Source organism: Paenibacillus terrae HPL-003 (assembly GCF_000235585.1).
Classification (GTDB): Bacteria; Bacillota; Bacilli; order Paenibacillales; family Paenibacillaceae; genus Paenibacillus; species Paenibacillus terrae_B.
The window spans coordinates 5,306,998-5,326,735 of the sequence record NC_016641.1; the positions used below are offsets into that span (position 1 = coordinate 5,306,998).

Here is a 19,738-nt window from a genome sequence, read left to right on the forward strand (position 1 = left end):
GCAAATATGTCTGTCCCGAACTGAGTCGAAGGCTTAAGCCGAAAACTTCGTACGCCCCGGGGCGAAGCGGGTATGTCCGCCACGACGACGGTTGCGTCTGCCGCCCCATACGCTTCCCGCCCCCATCAGGAAGGTAGGAATACCGGCAGCGACAATGGAAAGCGCCCATTCGCGGAAGCCGAGCGGAACCGTTTTGAAAACAGGTTGCAGTACAGGTACGTACATAACCACCAGCATCAGTACTACCGAAGACAGCACGGCAAGTACGAGATAACTATTTTGAAACGGATTACGGTGGAAAATAGAACGAGAGCTGCGGCAGTCGAACACATGAATTAGCTGTGCCAGCACCAACGTGGCGAAGGCGACCGACTGTGCCTTGACCAGTTGTCCTGCATCATCAGGCGCAATACGCAGCGTCAGCCAGAAAGCCGCAAGCGTACATAGGCCGATCAGCAGGCCACGACTAATGATTTTCCAGCCGAGACGACGAGCAAAAATATTTTCCTTAGCGCCGCGTGGTTTGTGCTCCATGAGATCCTTTTCCGGCTGATCTACACCCAGAGCCATCGCGGGAAGCCCGTCGGTCACCAGGTTCACCCATAAAATCTGAATCGGAAGCAACGGTAACGGCAGACCTGCCATCATCGCGAAAAACATCGTCAAAATTTCACCGACATTGGAGGCAAGCAGATAACGGATAAATTTACGAATATTTTCGTAAATATTCCGCCCTTCCTCAATCGCAGCTACAATCGTCGAGAAATTATCGTCGCTGAGCACGAGCGCAGCCGCTTCCTTGGTCACGTCCGTTCCCGTAATGCCCATCGCTATACCAATGTCCGACGCCTTGATCGCTGGCGCGTCATTCACGCCGTCTCCAGTCATGGCTACGACATGCCCGCGTCTTTGCAGCGATTTGACTATCCGCAGCTTATGCTCCGGGGACACCCGAGCATACACGGAGACAATGTCAACTGCTTTGTCCAGCGCCGCATCATCCATCACAGATAGCTGCTGTCCGCTCAGCACATGCGAGCCGCGCTGAAAAATGCCTAACTGCTGCGCAATGGCCTCAGCTGTTGTACCGTGATCGCCCGTAATCATCACGGTGCGGATGCCAGCGCGGCGGCACTTGCTAATAGCTTCGCGGGCCTCGCGGCGTGGCGGATCAATCATACCCGTAAGGCCGATGAAGATGAGCTGATGCTCAGCCTCTTCCACCGAGACGACATGCTCATGCGAGCGGATATCCCGGTAAGCGACACCGAGTACACGGAGTGCCTCCGAGGCCATTCCCTCGTTGGCTGCCAGCACCTTTTGGCGCAACGTGCCTGTCAGTGGAACGACATTTCCTTCCCATAAAATGTAGGAGCACTGACCCAACAGTACATCCGGTGCGCCTTTGGCAAATACGATATGCCCTCCTTGATGGCGTACAAGTACAGACATCCGTTTCCGCTCCGAGTCAAAAGGAAATTCGCGTTCCCGTGTATACAGCTCATACAGCCCTTGTCGCGTAATCCCGCCCTTGGCAGCTAACGTGACAAGCGCCCCCTCCGTCGGGTCGCCTTTCAGCTCCCAAACAGCGGTCGGTGTCGCCTCCTTGGTTTTCTTTTTCGAGCGTAGCTCATCCGTGTCGGCTTGAACAATTTCCGCGTTGTTGCACAACACGCTGGCTTGTAGCAGTCTGCGAAGTGATTGTCCGTTTTTGAGATCCACAGGAGCATCCCTGTCCATAATATGTCCGTGCGGGTCATAGCCCTCTCCTGTCACTCCCCAAAAGCGACCGTCCACCCATAGCTTGGTGACCGTCATTTTGTTCTGGGTCAGCGTACCGGTTTTGTCAGAGCAAATGACAGATGCACATCCGAGTGTTTCAACCGAAGGCAGCTTGCGCACAATCGCCTTGCGTTTGATCATACGCTGCACGCCCAAGGCGAGCGCAATCGTCACAATGGCAGGCAAGCCTTCCGGTATAGCCGCTACAGCCAAGCTCACCCCGGCCAGGAACATACTCATCGCTGGCTGTCCATGCAGGATACCTGCTACGACGACGAGCACTGTTAACGCTAACGCAACGATGATTAAAATTTTTCCCAGTTGCTCCAGCCTGTGCTGTAATGGGGTCTCCTGAGACTCCGTACTTTGGATCAAGTCTGCGATTTTGCCCATTTCCGTATTCATGCCTGTACGAATAACGACCCCCTGAGCTGTGCCTCTGGTCATCATGGTGCCCATAAAGCCGATGTTCTTTTGATCTCCCAGCGGTACCTCGGCGGCATGAATAGGGCGGCAATGCTTGCTCACTGGAACCGATTCGCCAGTCAGAGCGGATTCCTCCACATTGCAGCCATTCGTGCTCAGCCATCTTATATCCGCGGGAATACGATCGCCGCTTTCCAATAGCACGATATCACCCGGTACCAGCTCTCTGGCCTGAATCTGAATCCGTTTGCCTCCCCGCAGTACTTTGGCGGTCGGAGCGGACAGTTGTTTCAAAGCTCGAAGCGAACGTTCTGCTCTAAACTCCTGCACAAAACCTAGAATTCCATTCAGCACAACAATAGCAATAATGGTAATCGCATCCAGATATTCGCCGAGCAGGCCGGATATCAGTGTGGCTCCCATAAGTACGAGCATCATAAAATCCTTGAACTGGTTCAGCAGCAGCAGGATCGGCGAGACACGCTTTCCCTCGCTCAGCTCATTCCATCCTGACCTTTCTCTTCTTTCCGCAAGCTGTTCCTCCGAAAGACCCTGCTTCGGGTCGACTTCCAGGCTTGTAGAAAGCTGTTCATTGCTTAATTGGTGCCAGTGTGCTTGTTCCATTCTCCCCAATTCCCTCCCGGTCAGATAGTCCGCTTCCGTCGGTTGTGCGTTGGATGGCTGCCCGTGATTGCGTTTTTTGTGCCACGAATGCTGATAAGCTGGACAGACTTTCTAGATTCAATCTATTCGGACAGGACCTGAAATATCACAATGCCGCTTAAGTTTTGTCCCAAAGTTATGTATCATAGAAGGAAGGCAAAAATATTTGCTTCAAAGGAGAACAGACATTATGGCATTAGACGGAATCGTAACCCGCGCTATCGTACACGAGCTGCAAGGCATCCGGGGCGGGCGCATCAATAAAATACATCAGCCGAATGATCACGATATCTTACTGAATCTGCGGGCTCAAGGTGGGAGCGTCAAGCTGCTGCTGTCGGCCAACCCGACATTCCCGCGTGTACATTTTACAGAGCAAAGCTTTCTCAATCCGACGGAGGCCCCTATGTTCTGTATGCTGCTGCGCAAGCATTGCGAAGGTGGTATCATCGAGAAAATTTCCCAGGTGGGTATGGAGCGTATTATTCACATGGATGTGCGTCAGCGCGATGAGTTGGGAGATATTTCACTCAAGCGGATTATCATTGAGCTGATGGGCAGACACAGCAACATTATTTTGCTTGACCCGGAAACAGGCGTTATGCTGGACGGCATCCATCATGTCACACCGTCCATCAGCAGCTATCGGGTCATCATGCCTGGCTTTCAATACACGGAGCCTCCTGAACAAAATAAGCTGAATCCGCTGGAAACGGAAGAAATGGCTTTTGCATCCTCATATCAGAAAGCTATCGAAGCCGAAGAAGCTCCCAAACGCTGGATTGTGAACACCTTTACTGGACTGAGTCCCCTTATTGCCGAGGAGATGCTGACCCGAGTTTCCAACGAAGCACCTGCTGACGATTATCGTCCGCTGTGGAATACATTTAGTCACATCATGGATGACATCCGGGATCATCGTTTTCAGCCGGTATCCGGTCTGAACGCACAGGAAAAAGTGATATTTTCTGCCATTCCCCTCACGTTGATTCAAGGGGAGCGCAAAGAATACACTACGATCAGTGAGTGTATGGAGGACTTTTTCGGTGAAAAAGCAGAACGGGATACGGTCAAGCAAAAGGTCAGTGACCTGCTGCGCTTCCTGCAAAATGAACGGAGCAAAAACGTAAAAAAACTCGACCATCTGCATCAGGATTTAGCTGAGGCGGAGGACGCCGATCAATTTCGCATTTACGGGGAGCTGCTGTTCGCTTCGCTGCATGAAGTGAAGAAGGGCGACAAGGAAGTGACGCTCACCAACTTTTATGATGAAGAACAGCGTCCGATGTCCATCCCGCTGGACCCGTTGCTGGCCCCATCAGATAATGCGCAACGGTACTTCAAAAAGTACAATAAATATAAAAACAGCCTGGCTGTCATTGATGAACAACTGGAGAAAACACACGAAGAAATTCGGTATATGGACAATCTCCTACAGCAACTGGCTCATGCCTCCATGAGCGATATCGAGGAAATACGTGAAGAACTGGTTCAGCAAGGCTATCTCCGAGACCGGGTCAAAAAAGGGAAGAAAAAGAAGAAAACAGACCGTCCAACCTTACACGTATATACGTCATCCGAAGGCATCGAGCTGCTGGTCGGCAAAAACAACTTACAGAACGAATATGTGACGAACCGACTCGCCGGGCCTAATGACACGTGGCTGCATACGAAGGATATTCCGGGGTCACATGTCGTTATTCGCGCCGAGCAATTTGGAGACACAACGCTGGAGGAAGCAGCTCAGCTCGCTGCCTATTTCAGCCAGGCCAAACAGTCCAGCAGCGTGCCCGTAGACGCCACCTTGATCCGACACGTTCGCAAGCCTAGCGGAGCCAAGCCCGGCTTTGTTATCTACGATCATCAGCGTACGCTCTTCATCACACCCGACGAAGAGCTGGTCAAAAAGCTGCCGAATCGCATCAAAAACGGCTGAGCCGCACTAGCATAATCTAGTAAACAAGTATCCATTCAGGAACGCCCGCCATGAAGCACAGCATAGAGGACAAGTTCCTTGCATCCACTTAAAGCCCCTTATCTTGTGCAAAGCCACACTTCATGTGTGCAGGCACAATACAAGGGGCTATTTGTGTTTCATATATGTGCAATCGCAGCTCATCTTTGCGTAAAAGCTCTATACTCCTTACTTTTGTCCATTAGCAGCCTTTCTCAATTCCTCCACAACCTGACTCTCCACACTGCGGCTGCCCAGATCACCGTGAAAAATGACGCCTTGGCGCGCACCATGAAAATCCGAGCCTCCGGTCGGGATCAGCCCGTAGTGTGCCGCCATTGCAGCGTATCGACTCTCAGCCGCATCATCATGGTCTGAATGTCGCACCTCCAAGCCCGCAGGCTTCGCCTCCTCTACAATGGAGCGAACCAGCTCATCATTGCCATACAAACCAGGGTGAGCCACCACAGGTGCCCCTCCTGCTTCCCGAATCCAGCTTATAGCCTCCGCAGGCTCCACTCGGGGCACAGACACATAACCGGGCGCTCCCTCTGCCAAATAACGGTCAAACGCATCCCTCATATCCTTCGCATAGCCTTTTTGCACCAGCGTATCCGCCATATGCGGACGCCCAATGCTTTCATCCGGTGCCAGCGGTCTGCCCATCGTAGCTACCACCTCATCCAGTGTGATTTCCACACCCAGGCTACGCAGCCGACTCAAAATCAGATCATTGCGGGTATCCCTCGCCTGACGTAGCTTTTCCAACCGTTCCAAAAAAACTTCATTACGGAAATCCATAAAATAACCGAGTATATGAATATCCTTACCGCCTGCCCGTGTGCTAATTTCCACACCCGGTACCACTGTAATGCCCAATCGCTGTCCTTCCTCAAGAGCTTCCTCCAGCCCAGCTACCGTATCGTGATCCGTAATTGCAACCCCTGCCAGTCCTTTTTCCTTGGCCCAACGCACATTGTCCGCTGGTGTCTGCATTCCATCAGATGCCTGGGTGTGAGTGTGCAAATCGTATTGTCCCAAATTCGTCTGCTCCTCCACTACGTATTCTCCTCCTCTTTCATCTCTGTAAGCTCGTCCTCCGTATCCCCGGACACGTCCGTTCCCTGATCATGACGACGCAAGAATGACAGAAAGGTCACCACCGGAATCGGCAATAGCGCTGATTTCAGATGAATGGCATAAAACTCGCGTTTAAAGGTGATATCGGAAATATTTACGATTTTCAGCAATCCGAGTGCAACCTCGTGCTTCACCGAAGAAGGCGACAGCATCGTAATGCCTAATCCAGCCTCAACCGCAGATTTGACCGCTCCAGTGCTGCCCATCTCCATAACGATGGAAAGTCGGGACGCATCAACACCGCGGCTTTTCAGCTCATCCTCTATCACCTGCCTTGTACCTGACCCCTTTTCTCTTGCTACAAAAGGATGCTTAAACACGTCCTCCAGAACTACCCTTTTAGACTTGGCCAGTACATGATCCGAAGGAACAATCAGCTTCAGCTCATCCTGCATCACGGGCTCCACCACGATATCCGGGTGTTGAACCGGTGCTTCAATCAGCCCTAAATTCAATTGATGTTTTAAAATATCATCCATAATTTGAGTCGTATTCATTACGTTCATTGCCATGCGTATATGAGGGTACTCCTGACCAAACGGCCCCAACATTCTCGGCACAATGTACTCTCCAATCGTAAGACTTGCGCCAATATGCAATCTCCCCTCCAGCATGTGAGTAAAAGCAGACATCGCCTCATCAGCTTCACGGATTAGCTGCATGCTTTTTTTCGCAAAAGGCAGCAGTGTCGCTCCTGCCTCCGACAGCTCGATTTTTTTGGTAGATCGATGCAGTAGCCTCGTACCAAAATAATCTTCCAAAGACTGAATTTGCATCGTCACGGCAGGTTGCGTCATATGCAGCGCTTGCGCCGCTGCCGAGAAGCTCCCCCGCTCCGCTACCGTATAAAAAATATGCAGCTGATGAAAGTTCATACTGACAGCCCTCTCCCCTCTCTGATCTCCTTATTTTAACATAAGAAAAACATCTGTCGAAGAATTTCCAAGAAAACAGACCTAAATTAAGGGTTTTTATTATAGATTTTATACATAAAAAAAGTATGCAGCTGATTCCTGCATACTTCTACTAGATAAGGTACTTGACGATATCCGACTGGCTTGGAGATTTTCTTATCAAGAACCCTTGACCTTCCGCCAAATCAACGTCTATTTCCGTTTGCGGGTGCTTTTCATCAGTGTCATGCGCCGCGAATGGCGCAACCAGGAATAATATGACTTCAAATCCCGCAGTTCAATGGTCTCTGACATCCGTCCCAAAAAGGTGATCACAATCATTTTGTGGAGCGGGTTACCCGCAATATCCATTTCGCCAGGCAACTCACCAAACTCGGCTACGACGACTAGGTCACCATCAATTAAATATACATCCTCTTCGTTGTGATAATAGGACTCCATCCTGTTTTGCTTCAGGCATTCCCAAAGCCAGGCGGCGATATGATTCGTTTCGGACTGTTTCTGTTCTATACGGTCTAAGTAGCGTGTTTGCGCATGATTTGTAATCACAATATCGGCGACCTTCTTGTCGCCCATCTCTACGTAGAACGGTTCGTATGTACTCCATCGCTGCATTGCCTTGTCACGCACGGGATCACTCTCCCCACCAGATAGGTCTTTATATCTACCAATATATTCATATGTTACCTCAACAGACCCGGGACTACAAGTTACAAAATTGAAGTTTATCGCTAATTTTTAAAGATTATTTTAGGTCTATAAGCATTAAGGCTATTATGCAAAAGTCCTGACTTTACAAAAAAAAGCCAGCCCATGGGCCGACTTTTTAATAAAACTTGAAATTAACACTATTTAAAAATTATATTTCATACTCTTTTAATTTTTCCTTATCGTCGTTATACTCCGTCCTTATCTCATTTCGGAAGGAGCGTTCGACCTTGCGCACATAGGAAAGCCTGCGAATATTTTTAACGGTATCCTCTGCCCGATCCGCATTCATGTAAATGACGACATAATGCATACGCCTCGAAATATAGTGGACATTCCCGTATTTCTCCAAATTGCGGGCAGCCTTGATATCGCTTACCCAAATGATGTACCCTGTCCGCTCGGCAAACATTCGCTTCATCTCCCCTCCATTCGATATCATCCCTATGGCCTATCCGCAGGAGCACTTGCCTCCGCTACCGCAGCCACCCTTTTTCACATTCGGATCATTGCTCGGCACCTTAATGGTGTCGGACACAGAATAAGCAATCGTTTCGGACATGGCATGGAGCATATCATCCAACGCCCTTTCTGCCCGTTTGAACTCCTGAACCTCCTGAAATTGTTCAAGTTCCAGTTCAACGAGCTGCACTGCATCCTTCGCTTCATGAAAGTTTGGGTGAAAATGCCCAAAGCGTTCCGTTTCGGCGAACAGCTCCTTTTTGGCATCCAGCTTGCGTACACACGCCTGAATCGACGGATTCAATTCCACACGCTGTTTCCAATATAAATAATCCGATACCTCAAAGGACCGGTTGACCATATCGCCCAATTCATAGGCGTTAATAAGCACTTCTGCCATATTGACCGTATTCAATTCGGCTACGCTCATGAATGTTCATCTCACTTTATATAAAGTTCTACTGGTAAAGTAGACTCATTTATCATACCACATCCTTCTTTTGAGAAGAAGGAGTTTCATGCACATCCTGGCTCTTCTATGTAAAAGGAACCAGTAGGCGCATGTCCGACCATTCCCCCGGCTGTAAAGTCGTGCGGGGCAACGTCTCACCGTCCATTCCGGCAGCATACCAGCCAGTCACACTCCACGGCTCACCGGGAGCCACCGCTTCCGGTATCCATTTGACCTCTTTTTCACCGATTCGCAGTCCTACCGCCGCTTGCCAGCGAATCGCCTGTTCCATGAGCTGCCGAGCAGTGGATGCATGGTAGCTTCTCCATTCTTTCGTCCATGACACGGGTACTGCCGATTTCTCTGGAAAATAATCGGATGGGTCAGGCAGCGTATGCTCCCGTTCATAAAAATGCAACGTCCGCCCCGTGTAAACCAAACCCGCCCTTCCCTCTTGTGAAAACATCGGCCATTCCTGAGCTGAGTCTGTTAACGTTTCCGCAACCAGCGGATAACGGTGAACTGGCTCGTTCACCCCCTCCAGTTCCCGGCGTGGACTTAGCCCAATCGTAGCAAGTGCCCTGCGGATTTGGGCAGCCGAACGTGCAGGAATAATAAAATCTCTTTCGCCAATCCGTTCAAGCAATCCAGCCAGTCCGGGGTGACGTGCAGCAGTGTCTGCGTCCTCTCGAGTACCACAGCGCAGAAGTGTTACCGTTGCAAACGCTGTCCGTCCCACATCCCCTGCCCACTGCTCCACTGCCACGCGTACATGGTCAGGCACGCCTGTCCGGCTAAACTTGTTCAGGAGAGCAGGAATAGCTTTGGCCTCCATCCCCAGCTCGATCGCCTCTGTAACACTTTCACGGGTGATCCGGTATACCACCATCCGGTCCCCCGTTACACGTTCACAGAAGCATTCCAGCTTCCAGCGCACAGCATAAGCTACATCCGGCGGCACCAATATTTCAAAATCCGGCTGTACATAAAAGGTACCTGGCTCCTGAACCACATCCTGCTCATGATCGGAACGAAGCATATCCAGCACGGGTACGTTCCAGCGAAAACACAGTTCTCCCGATGCGGTCAGTCCCCAATCACCCATTCCAAAGGCAGTCAGCGCGGTCAGCCATCCCTTAACCATATCTATGTATTGTCCGTTAAAGTTGAAATCAGATACTGTGGTGCCCTCAATTCTTACGGGGCTTGCATGTGTAGCAGCAAATTCCAGAGGATCATCACTTTTCCGATCCTCTTTACTCAGACTCTCCTGCGAAATCAGTCCCGTCTGAGTCATCCATTGGAGCAACGGCCCGATATGAATCCAGCCTTCAGGTCCCGCATGAGTGGAGGCAGCGCACAGCACATAACGAAAATGCTGCATAGACGCTTCGGCCTTGCCGTACCTTTCCATGAGTGTGACGAGAATATGCTTGCGCATTTGCCAAGCGGACAAGCGAACCCAAGCTGCCAGCCCAGCTTCCTGAATATGAAAAGAAACAGCTTCCTTCACCAGCAAGCCCAGGCTAAGCAGCAAGTCCATCATCACCACCGTTTGTACCGGATACAGCTCGGCATGCGCATATTGTAGCCCAAGTCCAGTCAAATCTTCCGGATGAAAGGGAGTCAGCTCGCTTAGCTTTTGCAGCGACCGTTTATGAATGGTCCCTTTCGCTGTCAAAGTTACTCCCTGCACTGCAATACGGGACAACGCATGTAGCAGCTCCGCTTCCAGTCCCGTCATCGCTTCATGCACTGTCAGCGGTTGATCCGTATCCATCGCTTTCATCGTACTTTGACTTTGCTCCAATAGCATTTCGTACAGATCCGGCAACCGATAAACCGGAATATATAACATTCGTTCGCCCCACGATTTGGTAACCGCCTCCAGCCAGCCCCGGTCGCGCAGTCCGTGCAGTGCCAGTTTCGTTTCGGCTCCGCTCAACGCTCCCCGGGTAAGCCGTAATGGCTCTTCTTCCTTCATGGGCTGTCCCGCGTGTCGGATAAAACATCGACGTAGCACTAACAGCTCATCCGATGCAAGCTCCTTCCAGCCGCCTTCCGTGTCCGTTACGCTCATCCTTGATCACGCCTCCCTTTTCTTCCCACCAGCTTCAGCCTCATCATTCAGGTTCCCGATAACCTCCTCCGGGCTGAATCTGCGAATCGCATATTCATAGCCCTGCTCAATCAGAAACAGCTGACGGCGGGCTGCAAAATCCGTCTCCTTACTGTTCTCCGTCACCAGCGCATAAAAATAAGCCTTATTTTCACCAGACTTCGGTCGCAAAATGCGGCCAAGCCGCTGTGCCTCCTCCTGACGGGAGCCGAAGCTGCCTGATACCTCAATTGCCACGGCCGCATCCGGTAAATCCACAGCAAAGTTCGCCACCTTGGATACCAGCAGAGTCCGAATTGTACCGTTGCGGAACGCATCGAACCATCGCACCCGTTCAGCCTGGCTCATAGACCCGGTTATCAACGGCACGCTCAGCTCCTGCGCCAATATACGCAATTGATCCAAATATTGCCCGATAATAAGCGTGGGCAGGCCCTTGTGCTGCTGCATCAGGCTACGGACCGCTTCCAGCTTGGCTGGATTTTCGGCGGCAATCCGATACTGCTGCCTGCCTTCAGCACGCATACTGCGCTCCAAAAGTGCAGCCGACATGGGAAGCCGCAGCTCCACACAATCGACCTGAGCGATCCAGCCCTGTCGCTCCAATTCTTTCCACGGCATGTCGTACCGTTTCGGTCCGATCAAGGAGAACACATCCCGCTCACATCCGTCCTCCCGAACCAGCGTCGCGGTCAATCCCAAACGACGAGTGGCCTGAATATCCGCCGTTGCTCGAAATACCGGCGCGGGCAGCAAATGCACCTCATCATATACAATTAGCCCCCATTTACGTTCGCTCAGCAGCTTCATATGCTCAAATTCTCCATCTTTAGTACGGCGATGCGTCAAAATCTGGTAGGTTGCCGCCGTAATCGGACGCACTTCCTTTTTCTGTCCACTGTATTCTCCAATAGATTCAACAGGAATATCCGTCTTTAGCTTCAATTCCTCAATCCATTGCCGAACAGATGTGGTATTGGAGGTTAATATGAGCACCTCGCACTGAAGCCGCTCCATCACCGCCATACCGATTACGGTTTTTCCCGCTCCACATGGAAGCACCAGTACACCACTGCCACCCAGACCGTCAGCCCCTTCAAACGCATAGGCGGCCTCCATTTGATAATCACGAAGCTTCAGATCCGTTTGTCCCTGACCTAGAGAAAAACAAAGCTGATTCCCCTCAAGATAGCCTGCCGTATCAATGACAGGGAATCCAAGTCGGGTCAGTTCCTGCTTGAGCAGTCCCCGATTTTCTGGCGGAACCGACACGGTCACTTCACTGTCACGAAGCAAACCAAGCTGCTCAAGATCCTGCTTGAGCAGCAGTTCATCCAGTAAAGCCGGGCTGTCCGCCGTTAGTATCAAGCGGTCGACCGATGTACAGCTATGTACTCTACCTGTCTCCATGCCTATACTTGCATCCTGCTCTATACTGTGCATGCTGTAATGCCCCTCTTCATCCCCTCTCGCCCGTGACAGCGTCAACGTTCCGTAACGGGAGACGAGCTGTTCAATATCCTTTAACAAATCACGGGGGATATCCCAACGGGACATGGAATGTAGACTCTTTTGAACATCCGCGGCACTCCACCCAAGGGCAGCCGCATTCCACAGAGACAATGGAGTGATGTGATATGTATGAAAAGCGGACGGGCTCTTAACCAGCTCAGCATAGACCTGTAACTGTGAACGTGCATGCTCCGAAGCGGGCAGGCCGATTTCCAGCAAAACGGTAAAATCGCGTTGTACAATACAAGGGTGATCCGGATTCATAATTACCTCCCGTCAATCTATAACTAACACATCATCTTAAATTCTATATAACAAACAGTTTGTCCGTTTATTCGCAGATCAACCGGAATAGCAAGAAGTCCAACCCGTTACGGGTTGAACTCCTTATCATCCAGGCCTATCCTTGCTTTTTTTACCTAGTGAACCTGCTCGGAAATATGGCTAAGCGCCTCTCCAGCGTTGTCTGCAAAAATATTACGTACAGCCAGATCGCCAATCGAAACAATCCCGATCAAACGATCCCCTTCCGTTACGGGCAGACGGCGGATTTGCTGCTCCGCCATCAGCTCGGCTGCTTGATCCACCGACATGTCGGCTTGAGCTGTACGGATGCCTGTTGTCATTACTGTGTCGACCGAGCTTGAGCCGGAATGCTTAGCCGCATAACCGCGAACGACAAGGTCACGGTCCGTTACCACACCGATGAGCTTGTCACTGCCTTCGCTCTCCACAACCGGGATAAAACCGGTGTCGTTGTCCTTCATTTTGAGCGCAATTTCATAAATATTGTCTTGCGGGGTAACTGTTACACATTTTTCAGTCATAACTTCCTGAACCTTTTTCATGGGTACTCCCTCCTTTTCAAGAGTAGGGTACCCCATTTCATTCTGCTCATACACCGAATCAGCTCATACAGTTTCAGCTCACGTTAGCTGTCAGCGGCTGGAATTTTCTGCTTTTCGCTCCACAGCATATCCGGTAGACATCGCAATAAACAAACGAACCGCCTTAATCATTGCATCCTCGTCAAAATCAAACTTAGGGTGGTGATGCGGATAAACGGCTCCTTTAGCAGGGTTACCCGCTCCCACGAACATGAAGCAACCCGGCACACGTTCCAGATAATAAGCAAAATCTTCAGCAGGCATCAGCTTTGACGCTTCCTGAACTTTTCCCTCACCGAAAACGGGTCCTGCTTCCTTAAAGAAACGCGAAGCTTCGTGCGCATCATTTACAACAGGCGGGTATCCCATAATATAGCGAATATTGGCTGTTGTTCCGTAAGTTGCAGCTGTAAGCTCCGTAACCGAATGCAGCCGCTCCTTCATCACCGTCCGGGTCTCCTCGTCAAACGTACGGATCGTCCCACTCAGGCGGCATGTTTCCGCGATCACATTTTGCGCAGCCCCCCCTTGAATTGTTCCTACCGTCAACACAGCAGGTCGCAAAGGGTCTACTGAACGGCTCACGATGCTTTGCAGTTGCATAACAAGAGCCGAACCTGCTACCACACTATCATGGGTGGACTGAGGCATACCGCCATGACCACCCTTACCCGTAATTTCAATATAAAAATCGTCCGCTGCCGCCATCAACGGCCCTGCGCAACTCGCAGCCGTACCGACCGGGAACGGTGTCCACAGATGGATACCGTAAATAACGTCCACACCTTCCAGCACACCATCCTTCAGTGCATTGACCGCACCGCCGGGCAACAATTCCTCCGCAGGCTGGAACAAGAACCGTATTTCTCCTTCCAGTTCATCCCGATGCAGACTAAAATAGTAAGCCGTTCCGAGCAAAACGGACGTATGCCCGTCATGTCCGCATGCATGCATAACTCCGTTTATGCTGGAACGATATTCGCATTCTTTCTCATCCTGAATGGGGAGAGCATCCATATCGGCGCGCAGCATCACAACAGGCCCGGGCTTGGAACCACGAATGGTACCGACAACACCGTGCCCCCCTACTTGACGACGAACCTCAATACCCCAGCTCTCCAGCTTGTTCGCTACAAAAGCTGCAGTTTGGCTTTCCTGAAAAGAGATTTCGGGATTTTTATGTAAATATCTGCGCCACTCCACCATATGTTCCTGTAGCTGGTCAAACCAGATCTTATCTGTCGTATGTTGTGTCATATTGCTCCACCTCTCCTTTTAAAACACCGGGCAACTTCCCGATAATCTTGCAAATTCACAACGTATGTGCTACTGCTTTCAAACCTTATTTTTGATTCTATTGTAGCAGATATGGAATTGTTGCGATATCCGTTGCTGTAAGGAGGTTGCAGAAGCCCTCCAAACATACTATGATTAAATGGATAAACGATAAAATAATAATGATAACCGTCTGCGAGGCATACCTTGCGGCGAATACCGGGGGAAGCTGATATGAGAAATACGAAGCCGGAGACTCGAAGAAGAGGCACACCGGATTTCCAATTGCTGATCCTCACCTTGTTGCTGGTTGGATTCGGCGTAATCATGGTATTTAGCGCCAGCTCCAGCGTAGCTCTGCTGAATAAAGATTACAATTTTGACTCTTTATATTTCGTGAAGCGTCAATCTGCATTTGCTGTACTTGGACTTTTTATCATGTTCGTAGCCATGAATATTAAAATGGAAAAATATAAAAAGCTGTTTGTTCCTTTATTTTTCATCACCATTCTACTGCTAGTTATCGTTCTTTTTACGGGCTCTCTTAACGGTGCAAAAAGCTGGATTAGACTTGGTGGCGGTCTTAACTTCCAGCCAACTGAGCTTGCGAAAATATCCATTATCCTGTACTTATCCGCGCTGATTGTCAAAAAAGGGGATCGTTTTAGAGATTTACGAACCGGCTACATACCGGTAACCGTCATTGTAGGCTTTGTTGCAGGACTCATTATGCTTCAGCCGGATTTTGGTTCCTGCTTCATCCTGGTAGCCACCAGTGGCCTAATTATTTATGCCGGGGGAGCCAGTGTCAAACATATTACAGCTTCGATTGGTCTACTGTTATTAGGCGCCGCCCTCGTTTTTGGTATCGGCTCATTGTTTGGAGGAAATTCTGGAACAACAGATGGACAAGCAGCAGCCACGCAAGATTACAAAATCGGACGTTTTCAGGCCTTCCTTAATCCCGAGAAATATAGGCAGGGAACTGGATACAATCTGGTGCAGTCCTTGCAAGCTATAGGAGAAGGCGGACTCAGTGGGTCAGGATTTGGCAAAGGCGTTATCAAGCTTCACTATTTGCCTAACTCTTTTAATGACTTTATTTTTTCCGTGATTGGTGAAGAGTTTGGATTTATTGGAACAGCGATATTCCTGATGCTGTACCTGTATTTCATTTGGCGTGGGATGATTATCGCCTTGCGTTGCCATGATCCGTTTGGGACGTTGGTGGGTACAGGTATTATGGGCTTGATCGCCATTCAAGCGTTCATTAATATCGGCGGCGTAACCCAGACCATTCCGATCACCGGGGTCACCCTTCCTTTTATCAGTTTTGGTGGATCGTCTCTTCTCGTCACGATGTTCTCCATGGGAATTATGCTCAGCATCTCCCGCGAAAATACCAAGCAGGCAGTGCAGGAACGCACCACAGGAGTAGCAGTTCGGACCGAAGTGCCTAACCGTTTTCAAACCCGGAGAGCCAACCGTTCCCGTTAAAAAAAGAACTTCCAAGATCGCCGACAACGGTGATTTTGGAAGTTCTTTTGTATATGTATATATATCGTTCAACTTGGGGATACACGATGCTGCTTATCTGCAAACAAAAACTGGCGATCTTGAAACCGCCAGTTTTCGTGTTTTATTTGTATCCTCGCAGGGAAATTCCCTGCATGTATAAAACTGGCGGAAAACGTCGATGTAACCGCCTTGTCTTTTTTACACTGCGTCGTCCTTGAAAGCGACACCCTCTACTTTTACGTTCACTTCCACAACCCGCAGACCTGTCATACTTTCGACAGCTTCCCGCACATTTTGCTGAAGAATTCGGGACACCTCATGAATCGGTGTTTCGTAGAGCACAATAATACGGAGATCAATGGCAGCTTCCAACTGTCCAACCTCCACTGATACGCCTTTTTGCACATTTTTACCACTCAGCCTTTTAGCCCAGCCTTCAGATAAGCCACCTGACATTGCAGCAATACCGGGTGTCTCCAGTGCAGCCATCCCCGCAATTTTACCTACGACATCGTTGGAAATCTTGATGTTTCCTGCTTCCAGTTGTTGAATTTGCTCTGCCATGACCTATGTCCCCCTTCATCCATCCTTTATTTGTATTGTAAAGCCTCAGCCACTGCAATTGCAAACCTTGCGTATGAAAAATAACTTTCGTTTACAACCTATATCAATTTGGGTATATTAATTTAGAAAATCCATACAAGTGACAGCATTCACCAAACTTGTACATATCCTTCGATATCGAGGTGCACTTACATTGAAAAAATGGTTATCTCCCAGCTTGCTTGTAGCAACCTTTGCCCTTAGCGCAGTCGCTCATTACGCACATTGGAACGCGATCGCTCAATTCGTCATTTGCGCAATCTCTGTCGTGTTCGTAGCCGGGTTTCTCGGCAGAGCCACCGAAAGCGTAGCACATTATGCAGGCCAACGTCTGGGCGGATTTTTGAATGCCACTTTCGGCAACGCAGCCGAACTGATCATCGCCATCTTTCTCGTAAAAGAAGGTCTTTACGATATGGTGAAGGCGAGTTTGACCGGCTCGATCATCGGCAATTTGCTGCTAGTGCTTGGAGCAAGCCTGTTCGCCGGTGGATTGAAATACAAAGTACAAAATTTTAATGTATCGCTGGCTGGCTTAAGCGGTTCACTGATGATTGTGGCGGTCATTGCCCTGTTTGTTCCGGCTGTATTTCTGAATACACATGTCATTACGGAAAGTGAATCGGATACGCTCAGTCTCATTGTCGCAGGCACACTGATTGTGGCTTATATTGCGTGGCTTATTTTTTCCATGATTACACACAAAGACTATTTATCTGACGTAACTGAACAACAGGACGAAGAACTACCGCATGAGCACGCCCCCGTGTGGTCCAGAAACAAATCCATTACTTACCTGGTAATCGCTACCGTCATGGTCGCCTTTGTCAGCGAATGGCTTGTAGGAACACTGGAGGTATTCACGACCCAGTTCGGACTCAGCGAATTGTTCGTGGGTGCATTCCTCGTTGCCATTATCGGTAATGCGGCTGAGCACAGCGCGGCCATTTTGCTGGCGATGAAAAACAAAATCGGCGCATCTGTCGAAATCGCAGTCGGCAGCAGTCTGCAAATTGCGCTATTCGTTGCACCTGTGCTGATTTTTATCAGCTACTTCATGGGAAATACGATGAATATCGTGTTCACCACGATTGAGCTGGTCGCCATTGCTGTCGCTGTATTTATCGCCAAGTCTATTACCCAAGACGGCTCAACCAACTGGTATGAGGGATTGATGCTGCTAGTTGTGTATGTTCTGTTAGGTGTATCTTTCTTCCTCGTGTAAACATCTTTCAAGGTTTTAAAATGTACACTAGGATGGTGGTGACCGCTACACTGCTGCTATCTCCTGAAAGATCATTTTAAAAGATAGGTTGACTCGTTCCCATTGCATATGTAAAGGCATCAAAAAAAGCATGCTCTCAGACTACGCATGCTCTCATCAATTAAAACCGTCTTCCTAATTGGCCTTATTGTTCATGGCCTCATATAGAATAGCCAGATTGCGTTCCAGCTCACTGACCAGCTGTTTACCTACCATTTCCGGAAGAAGGCCGGCACGAACCGCAAAATCCACTTCCTTGGAAAATCCGTACATCTGAGTATCCAGCACTTCCTCATAGAGAGGGCAGTAACGGGTTGCCAGATTCTCCATCTGTACTTCAATAAGCTTCTTTATTTTATCTGCATCGTCCTGAAGCAGATTAATGGCCCTGATGTTCAATTGTTCCTGCAAATCAGATGAAGTCATGGATTCTTCCCCCCTATGTCTCAATGTCGCACAAGACGTCCTAACGTTAATATTAGACCAAATTGCAGGCTAATACAAGAACCTGACAAAAAAAGCATCCCTACAGTTACAGGTAGGGATGCTTTTGATCCAAGAATACAGTCAGGAGGCTACCGATATGTGCAGCCCATGCTTCTGGAACACTTCAGTCATCGCTTTCTTGGCTTCTTCCGCGTCAGGTCCGTGAACATGCAGCTCATAGCTGTGGCTGCTGACCAATGTCGTAAACAAGCCAAGGATACTTTTCACATCAATATACTTATTTTCGGAATGAAGGACGATGGAAGAAGTAAACTTGCTCGCTGTCTGTGCAATTTCAACAACCGCCGCATTATTATTAGACATAGAGATCCCTCGCTTTACTGGATTATCATGTATCATTACTCATCCATTATAATACATTGAAATCGCTTTCTCAGCAAGGAGAGATATCGTTATTTCAAATTATCAGGATTTAACTGCTCCAGCTCAGGCAGTACAAATATGCCGTCTTTGCGGATTAGAACATCGTCAAAATAAATTTCGCCGCCGCCATATTCCGGACGCTGAATCAAGACCAAATCCCAATGGATCGAAGAACGGTTGCCGTTATCTGCTGTTTCATAAGCCTGACCCGGCGTGAAATGCAAGCTACCTGCAATTTTTTCATCAAACAGAATATCCTTCATCGGATGCAAAATATACGGATTGAACCCAATCGCAAACTCGCCAATATAGCGTGCTCCCTCGTCGGAATCCAAAATGTCGTTCAGCCGCTTCGTATCATTACTCGTTGCTTCTACAATTTTACCATTCTCAAAGCGGAATTTTACATTTTCAAAAGTGATACCATTGTACAACGTTTGTGCATTATAGCTAATGGTTCCGTTAACGGAATCTCGCACGGGTGCGCTATATACTTCGCCATCCGGGATATTGCATTGACCGGAGCATTTGATGGCACCGATTTGCTTAATAGAGAAATTCAGATCCGTGCCCGGCCCGCTAATCCGCACCTTGTCCGTCCGGTTCATCAGGTCCGCCAACGCATCCTGTGCCTTATCCATTTTCGCGTAGTCCAGATTGCACACATTGAAATAAAAATCTTCGAACGCCTCAGTGCTCGTATTCGCTAGCTGCGCCATGCTGTCATTCGGATAACGCAACACCACCCATTTCGTATGCTTCACCCGCTGCTCGCTATGTACCGCATGCTGATAAATCGAATTATACAATTTCATCTTGTCTTCCGGCACGTCTGACAGATCATTGACATTTTCACCAGCACGAATCCCGATGTAGCAATGCATTTGTTTCATCCGATTAAGGTCTATTTCAGCCCAGGTTTGCACCATTTCCTTGGTCGCATGGCGAAGCATGGCGCTCTGTACCTTACGATCAGTAAGCTGAACGAAAACGTTGCCGCCTTTTTTGCCCACCTCATGAATAATGGCGTTAAGCAGGTCACGCTCTGTACCGATCATTTCAACCAGCACGTTCTCACCCGGCTGTACCTCAACAGAGTAGCCTACCAGATTTTCTGCCAGTTTAAGTATTCTGGGATCTTTCATTTGTTGTCTCTCCTTCTCTATTTCATTTTTTTGAACAACGGTTAA

At 49.2% G+C, this 19,738-nt stretch carries 17 protein-coding genes; 3 read left to right on the forward strand and 14 right to left on the reverse strand.

What is annotated here, in order from left to right:
* Positions 1-33: 33 nt before the first annotated feature.
* Positions 34-2,832 (reverse strand): calcium-translocating P-type ATPase, SERCA-type, encoded by a 2,799-nt coding sequence (locus HPL003_RS23590; RefSeq protein WP_014282306.1) that lies wholly within the window; start codon positions 2,830-2,832, stop codon positions 34-36.
* A 229-nt stretch (positions 2,833-3,061) separates the two neighbouring features.
* Between HPL003_RS23590 and HPL003_RS23595 the strand changes: the two genes are divergently transcribed.
* On the forward strand, positions 3,062-4,807 hold the full coding sequence (locus tag HPL003_RS23595; RefSeq protein ID WP_014282307.1) for an Rqc2 family fibronectin-binding protein: 1,746 nt from the start codon (positions 3,062-3,064) through the stop codon (positions 4,805-4,807).
* Between the two features lie 207 nt (positions 4,808-5,014).
* On the opposite strand, the gene HPL003_RS23600 is transcribed toward HPL003_RS23595, so the two are convergent.
* The 9 genes from HPL003_RS23600 to HPL003_RS23640 form a co-directional block, all read right to left on the reverse strand.
* Complete coding sequence (locus HPL003_RS23600; RefSeq protein WP_014282308.1) at positions 5,015-5,884, reverse strand: PHP domain-containing protein; 870 nt, start codon at positions 5,882-5,884, stop codon at positions 5,015-5,017.
* Complete coding sequence (locus tag HPL003_RS23605; protein ID WP_014282309.1) at positions 5,884-6,840, reverse strand: selenium metabolism-associated LysR family transcriptional regulator; 957 nt, start codon at positions 6,838-6,840, stop codon at positions 5,884-5,886. Before HPL003_RS23605 ends, HPL003_RS23600 begins: the two co-directional genes overlap by 1 nt.
* Before the next feature lie 231 nt (positions 6,841-7,071).
* Positions 7,072-7,509: a hypothetical protein gene (locus HPL003_RS23610; RefSeq protein WP_014282310.1), complete on the reverse strand. Its 438-nt coding sequence runs from the start codon at positions 7,507-7,509 to the stop codon at positions 7,072-7,074.
* A 229-nt stretch (positions 7,510-7,738) separates the two neighbouring features.
* Positions 7,739-7,999, reverse strand: coding sequence for a YlbG family protein (locus HPL003_RS23615; protein ID WP_014282311.1), 261 nt, complete (start codon positions 7,997-7,999; stop codon positions 7,739-7,741).
* 39 nt (positions 8,000-8,038) lie between these two features.
* Positions 8,039-8,479: a YlbF/YmcA family competence regulator gene (locus HPL003_RS23620; protein ID WP_014282312.1), complete on the reverse strand. Its 441-nt coding sequence runs from the start codon at positions 8,477-8,479 to the stop codon at positions 8,039-8,041.
* A 106-nt stretch (positions 8,480-8,585) separates the two neighbouring features.
* A complete protein-coding gene (locus HPL003_RS23625) occupies positions 8,586-10,580 on the reverse strand; it encodes a helicase-associated domain-containing protein (protein ID WP_014282313.1) in 1,995 nt (664 codons plus the stop codon).
* Positions 10,581-10,586: 6 nt separating this feature from the next.
* Entirely contained in the window at positions 10,587-12,395 is a 1,809-nt protein-coding gene (locus HPL003_RS23630) for a DNA repair helicase XPB (protein WP_014282314.1), read from the reverse strand.
* Between the two features lie 155 nt (positions 12,396-12,550).
* On the reverse strand, positions 12,551-12,979 hold the full coding sequence (locus tag HPL003_RS23635) for a CBS domain-containing protein (RefSeq protein WP_014282315.1): 429 nt from the start codon (positions 12,977-12,979) through the stop codon (positions 12,551-12,553).
* A 90-nt stretch (positions 12,980-13,069) separates the two neighbouring features.
* Positions 13,070-14,275, reverse strand: a complete 1,206-nt coding sequence (locus HPL003_RS23640) for a M20 family metallopeptidase (protein WP_014282316.1) — start codon at positions 14,273-14,275, stop codon at positions 13,070-13,072.
* Between the two features lie 252 nt (positions 14,276-14,527).
* On the opposite strand from HPL003_RS23640, the gene ftsW reads away from it, so the two are divergent.
* The gene (ftsW, locus tag HPL003_RS23645; protein WP_014282317.1) at positions 14,528-15,790 is read left to right on the forward strand and encodes a putative lipid II flippase FtsW; all 1,263 of its coding nucleotides are present in this window, start codon (positions 14,528-14,530) and stop codon (positions 15,788-15,790) included.
* A 219-nt stretch (positions 15,791-16,009) separates the two neighbouring features.
* Here ftsW and HPL003_RS23650 read toward each other — a convergent pair whose 3' ends face one another.
* Positions 16,010-16,375, reverse strand: a complete 366-nt coding sequence (locus HPL003_RS23650) for an Asp23/Gls24 family envelope stress response protein (RefSeq protein ID WP_013310912.1) — start codon at positions 16,373-16,375, stop codon at positions 16,010-16,012.
* 193 nt (positions 16,376-16,568) lie between these two features.
* Here HPL003_RS23650 and cax point away from each other — a divergent pair, with 193 nt between their 5' ends.
* Complete coding sequence (cax, locus tag HPL003_RS23655) at positions 16,569-17,639, forward strand: calcium/proton exchanger (RefSeq protein WP_014282318.1); 1,071 nt, start codon at positions 16,569-16,571, stop codon at positions 17,637-17,639.
* A 174-nt stretch (positions 17,640-17,813) separates the two neighbouring features.
* Here cax and HPL003_RS23660 read toward each other — a convergent pair whose 3' ends face one another.
* From HPL003_RS23660 to HPL003_RS23670, 3 genes are all read right to left on the reverse strand, one after another.
* The gene (locus tag HPL003_RS23660) at positions 17,814-18,104 is read right to left on the reverse strand and encodes an Fpa/YlaN family protein (RefSeq protein ID WP_014282319.1); all 291 of its coding nucleotides are present in this window, start codon (positions 18,102-18,104) and stop codon (positions 17,814-17,816) included.
* Positions 18,105-18,245: 141 nt separating this feature from the next.
* Positions 18,246-18,488: an HPr family phosphocarrier protein gene (locus HPL003_RS23665; RefSeq protein ID WP_014282320.1), complete on the reverse strand. Its 243-nt coding sequence runs from the start codon at positions 18,486-18,488 to the stop codon at positions 18,246-18,248.
* 89 nt (positions 18,489-18,577) lie between these two features.
* On the reverse strand, positions 18,578-19,693 hold the full coding sequence (locus HPL003_RS23670; RefSeq protein WP_014282321.1) for an aminopeptidase: 1,116 nt from the start codon (positions 19,691-19,693) through the stop codon (positions 18,578-18,580).
* Positions 19,694-19,738 lie beyond the last annotated feature (45 nt).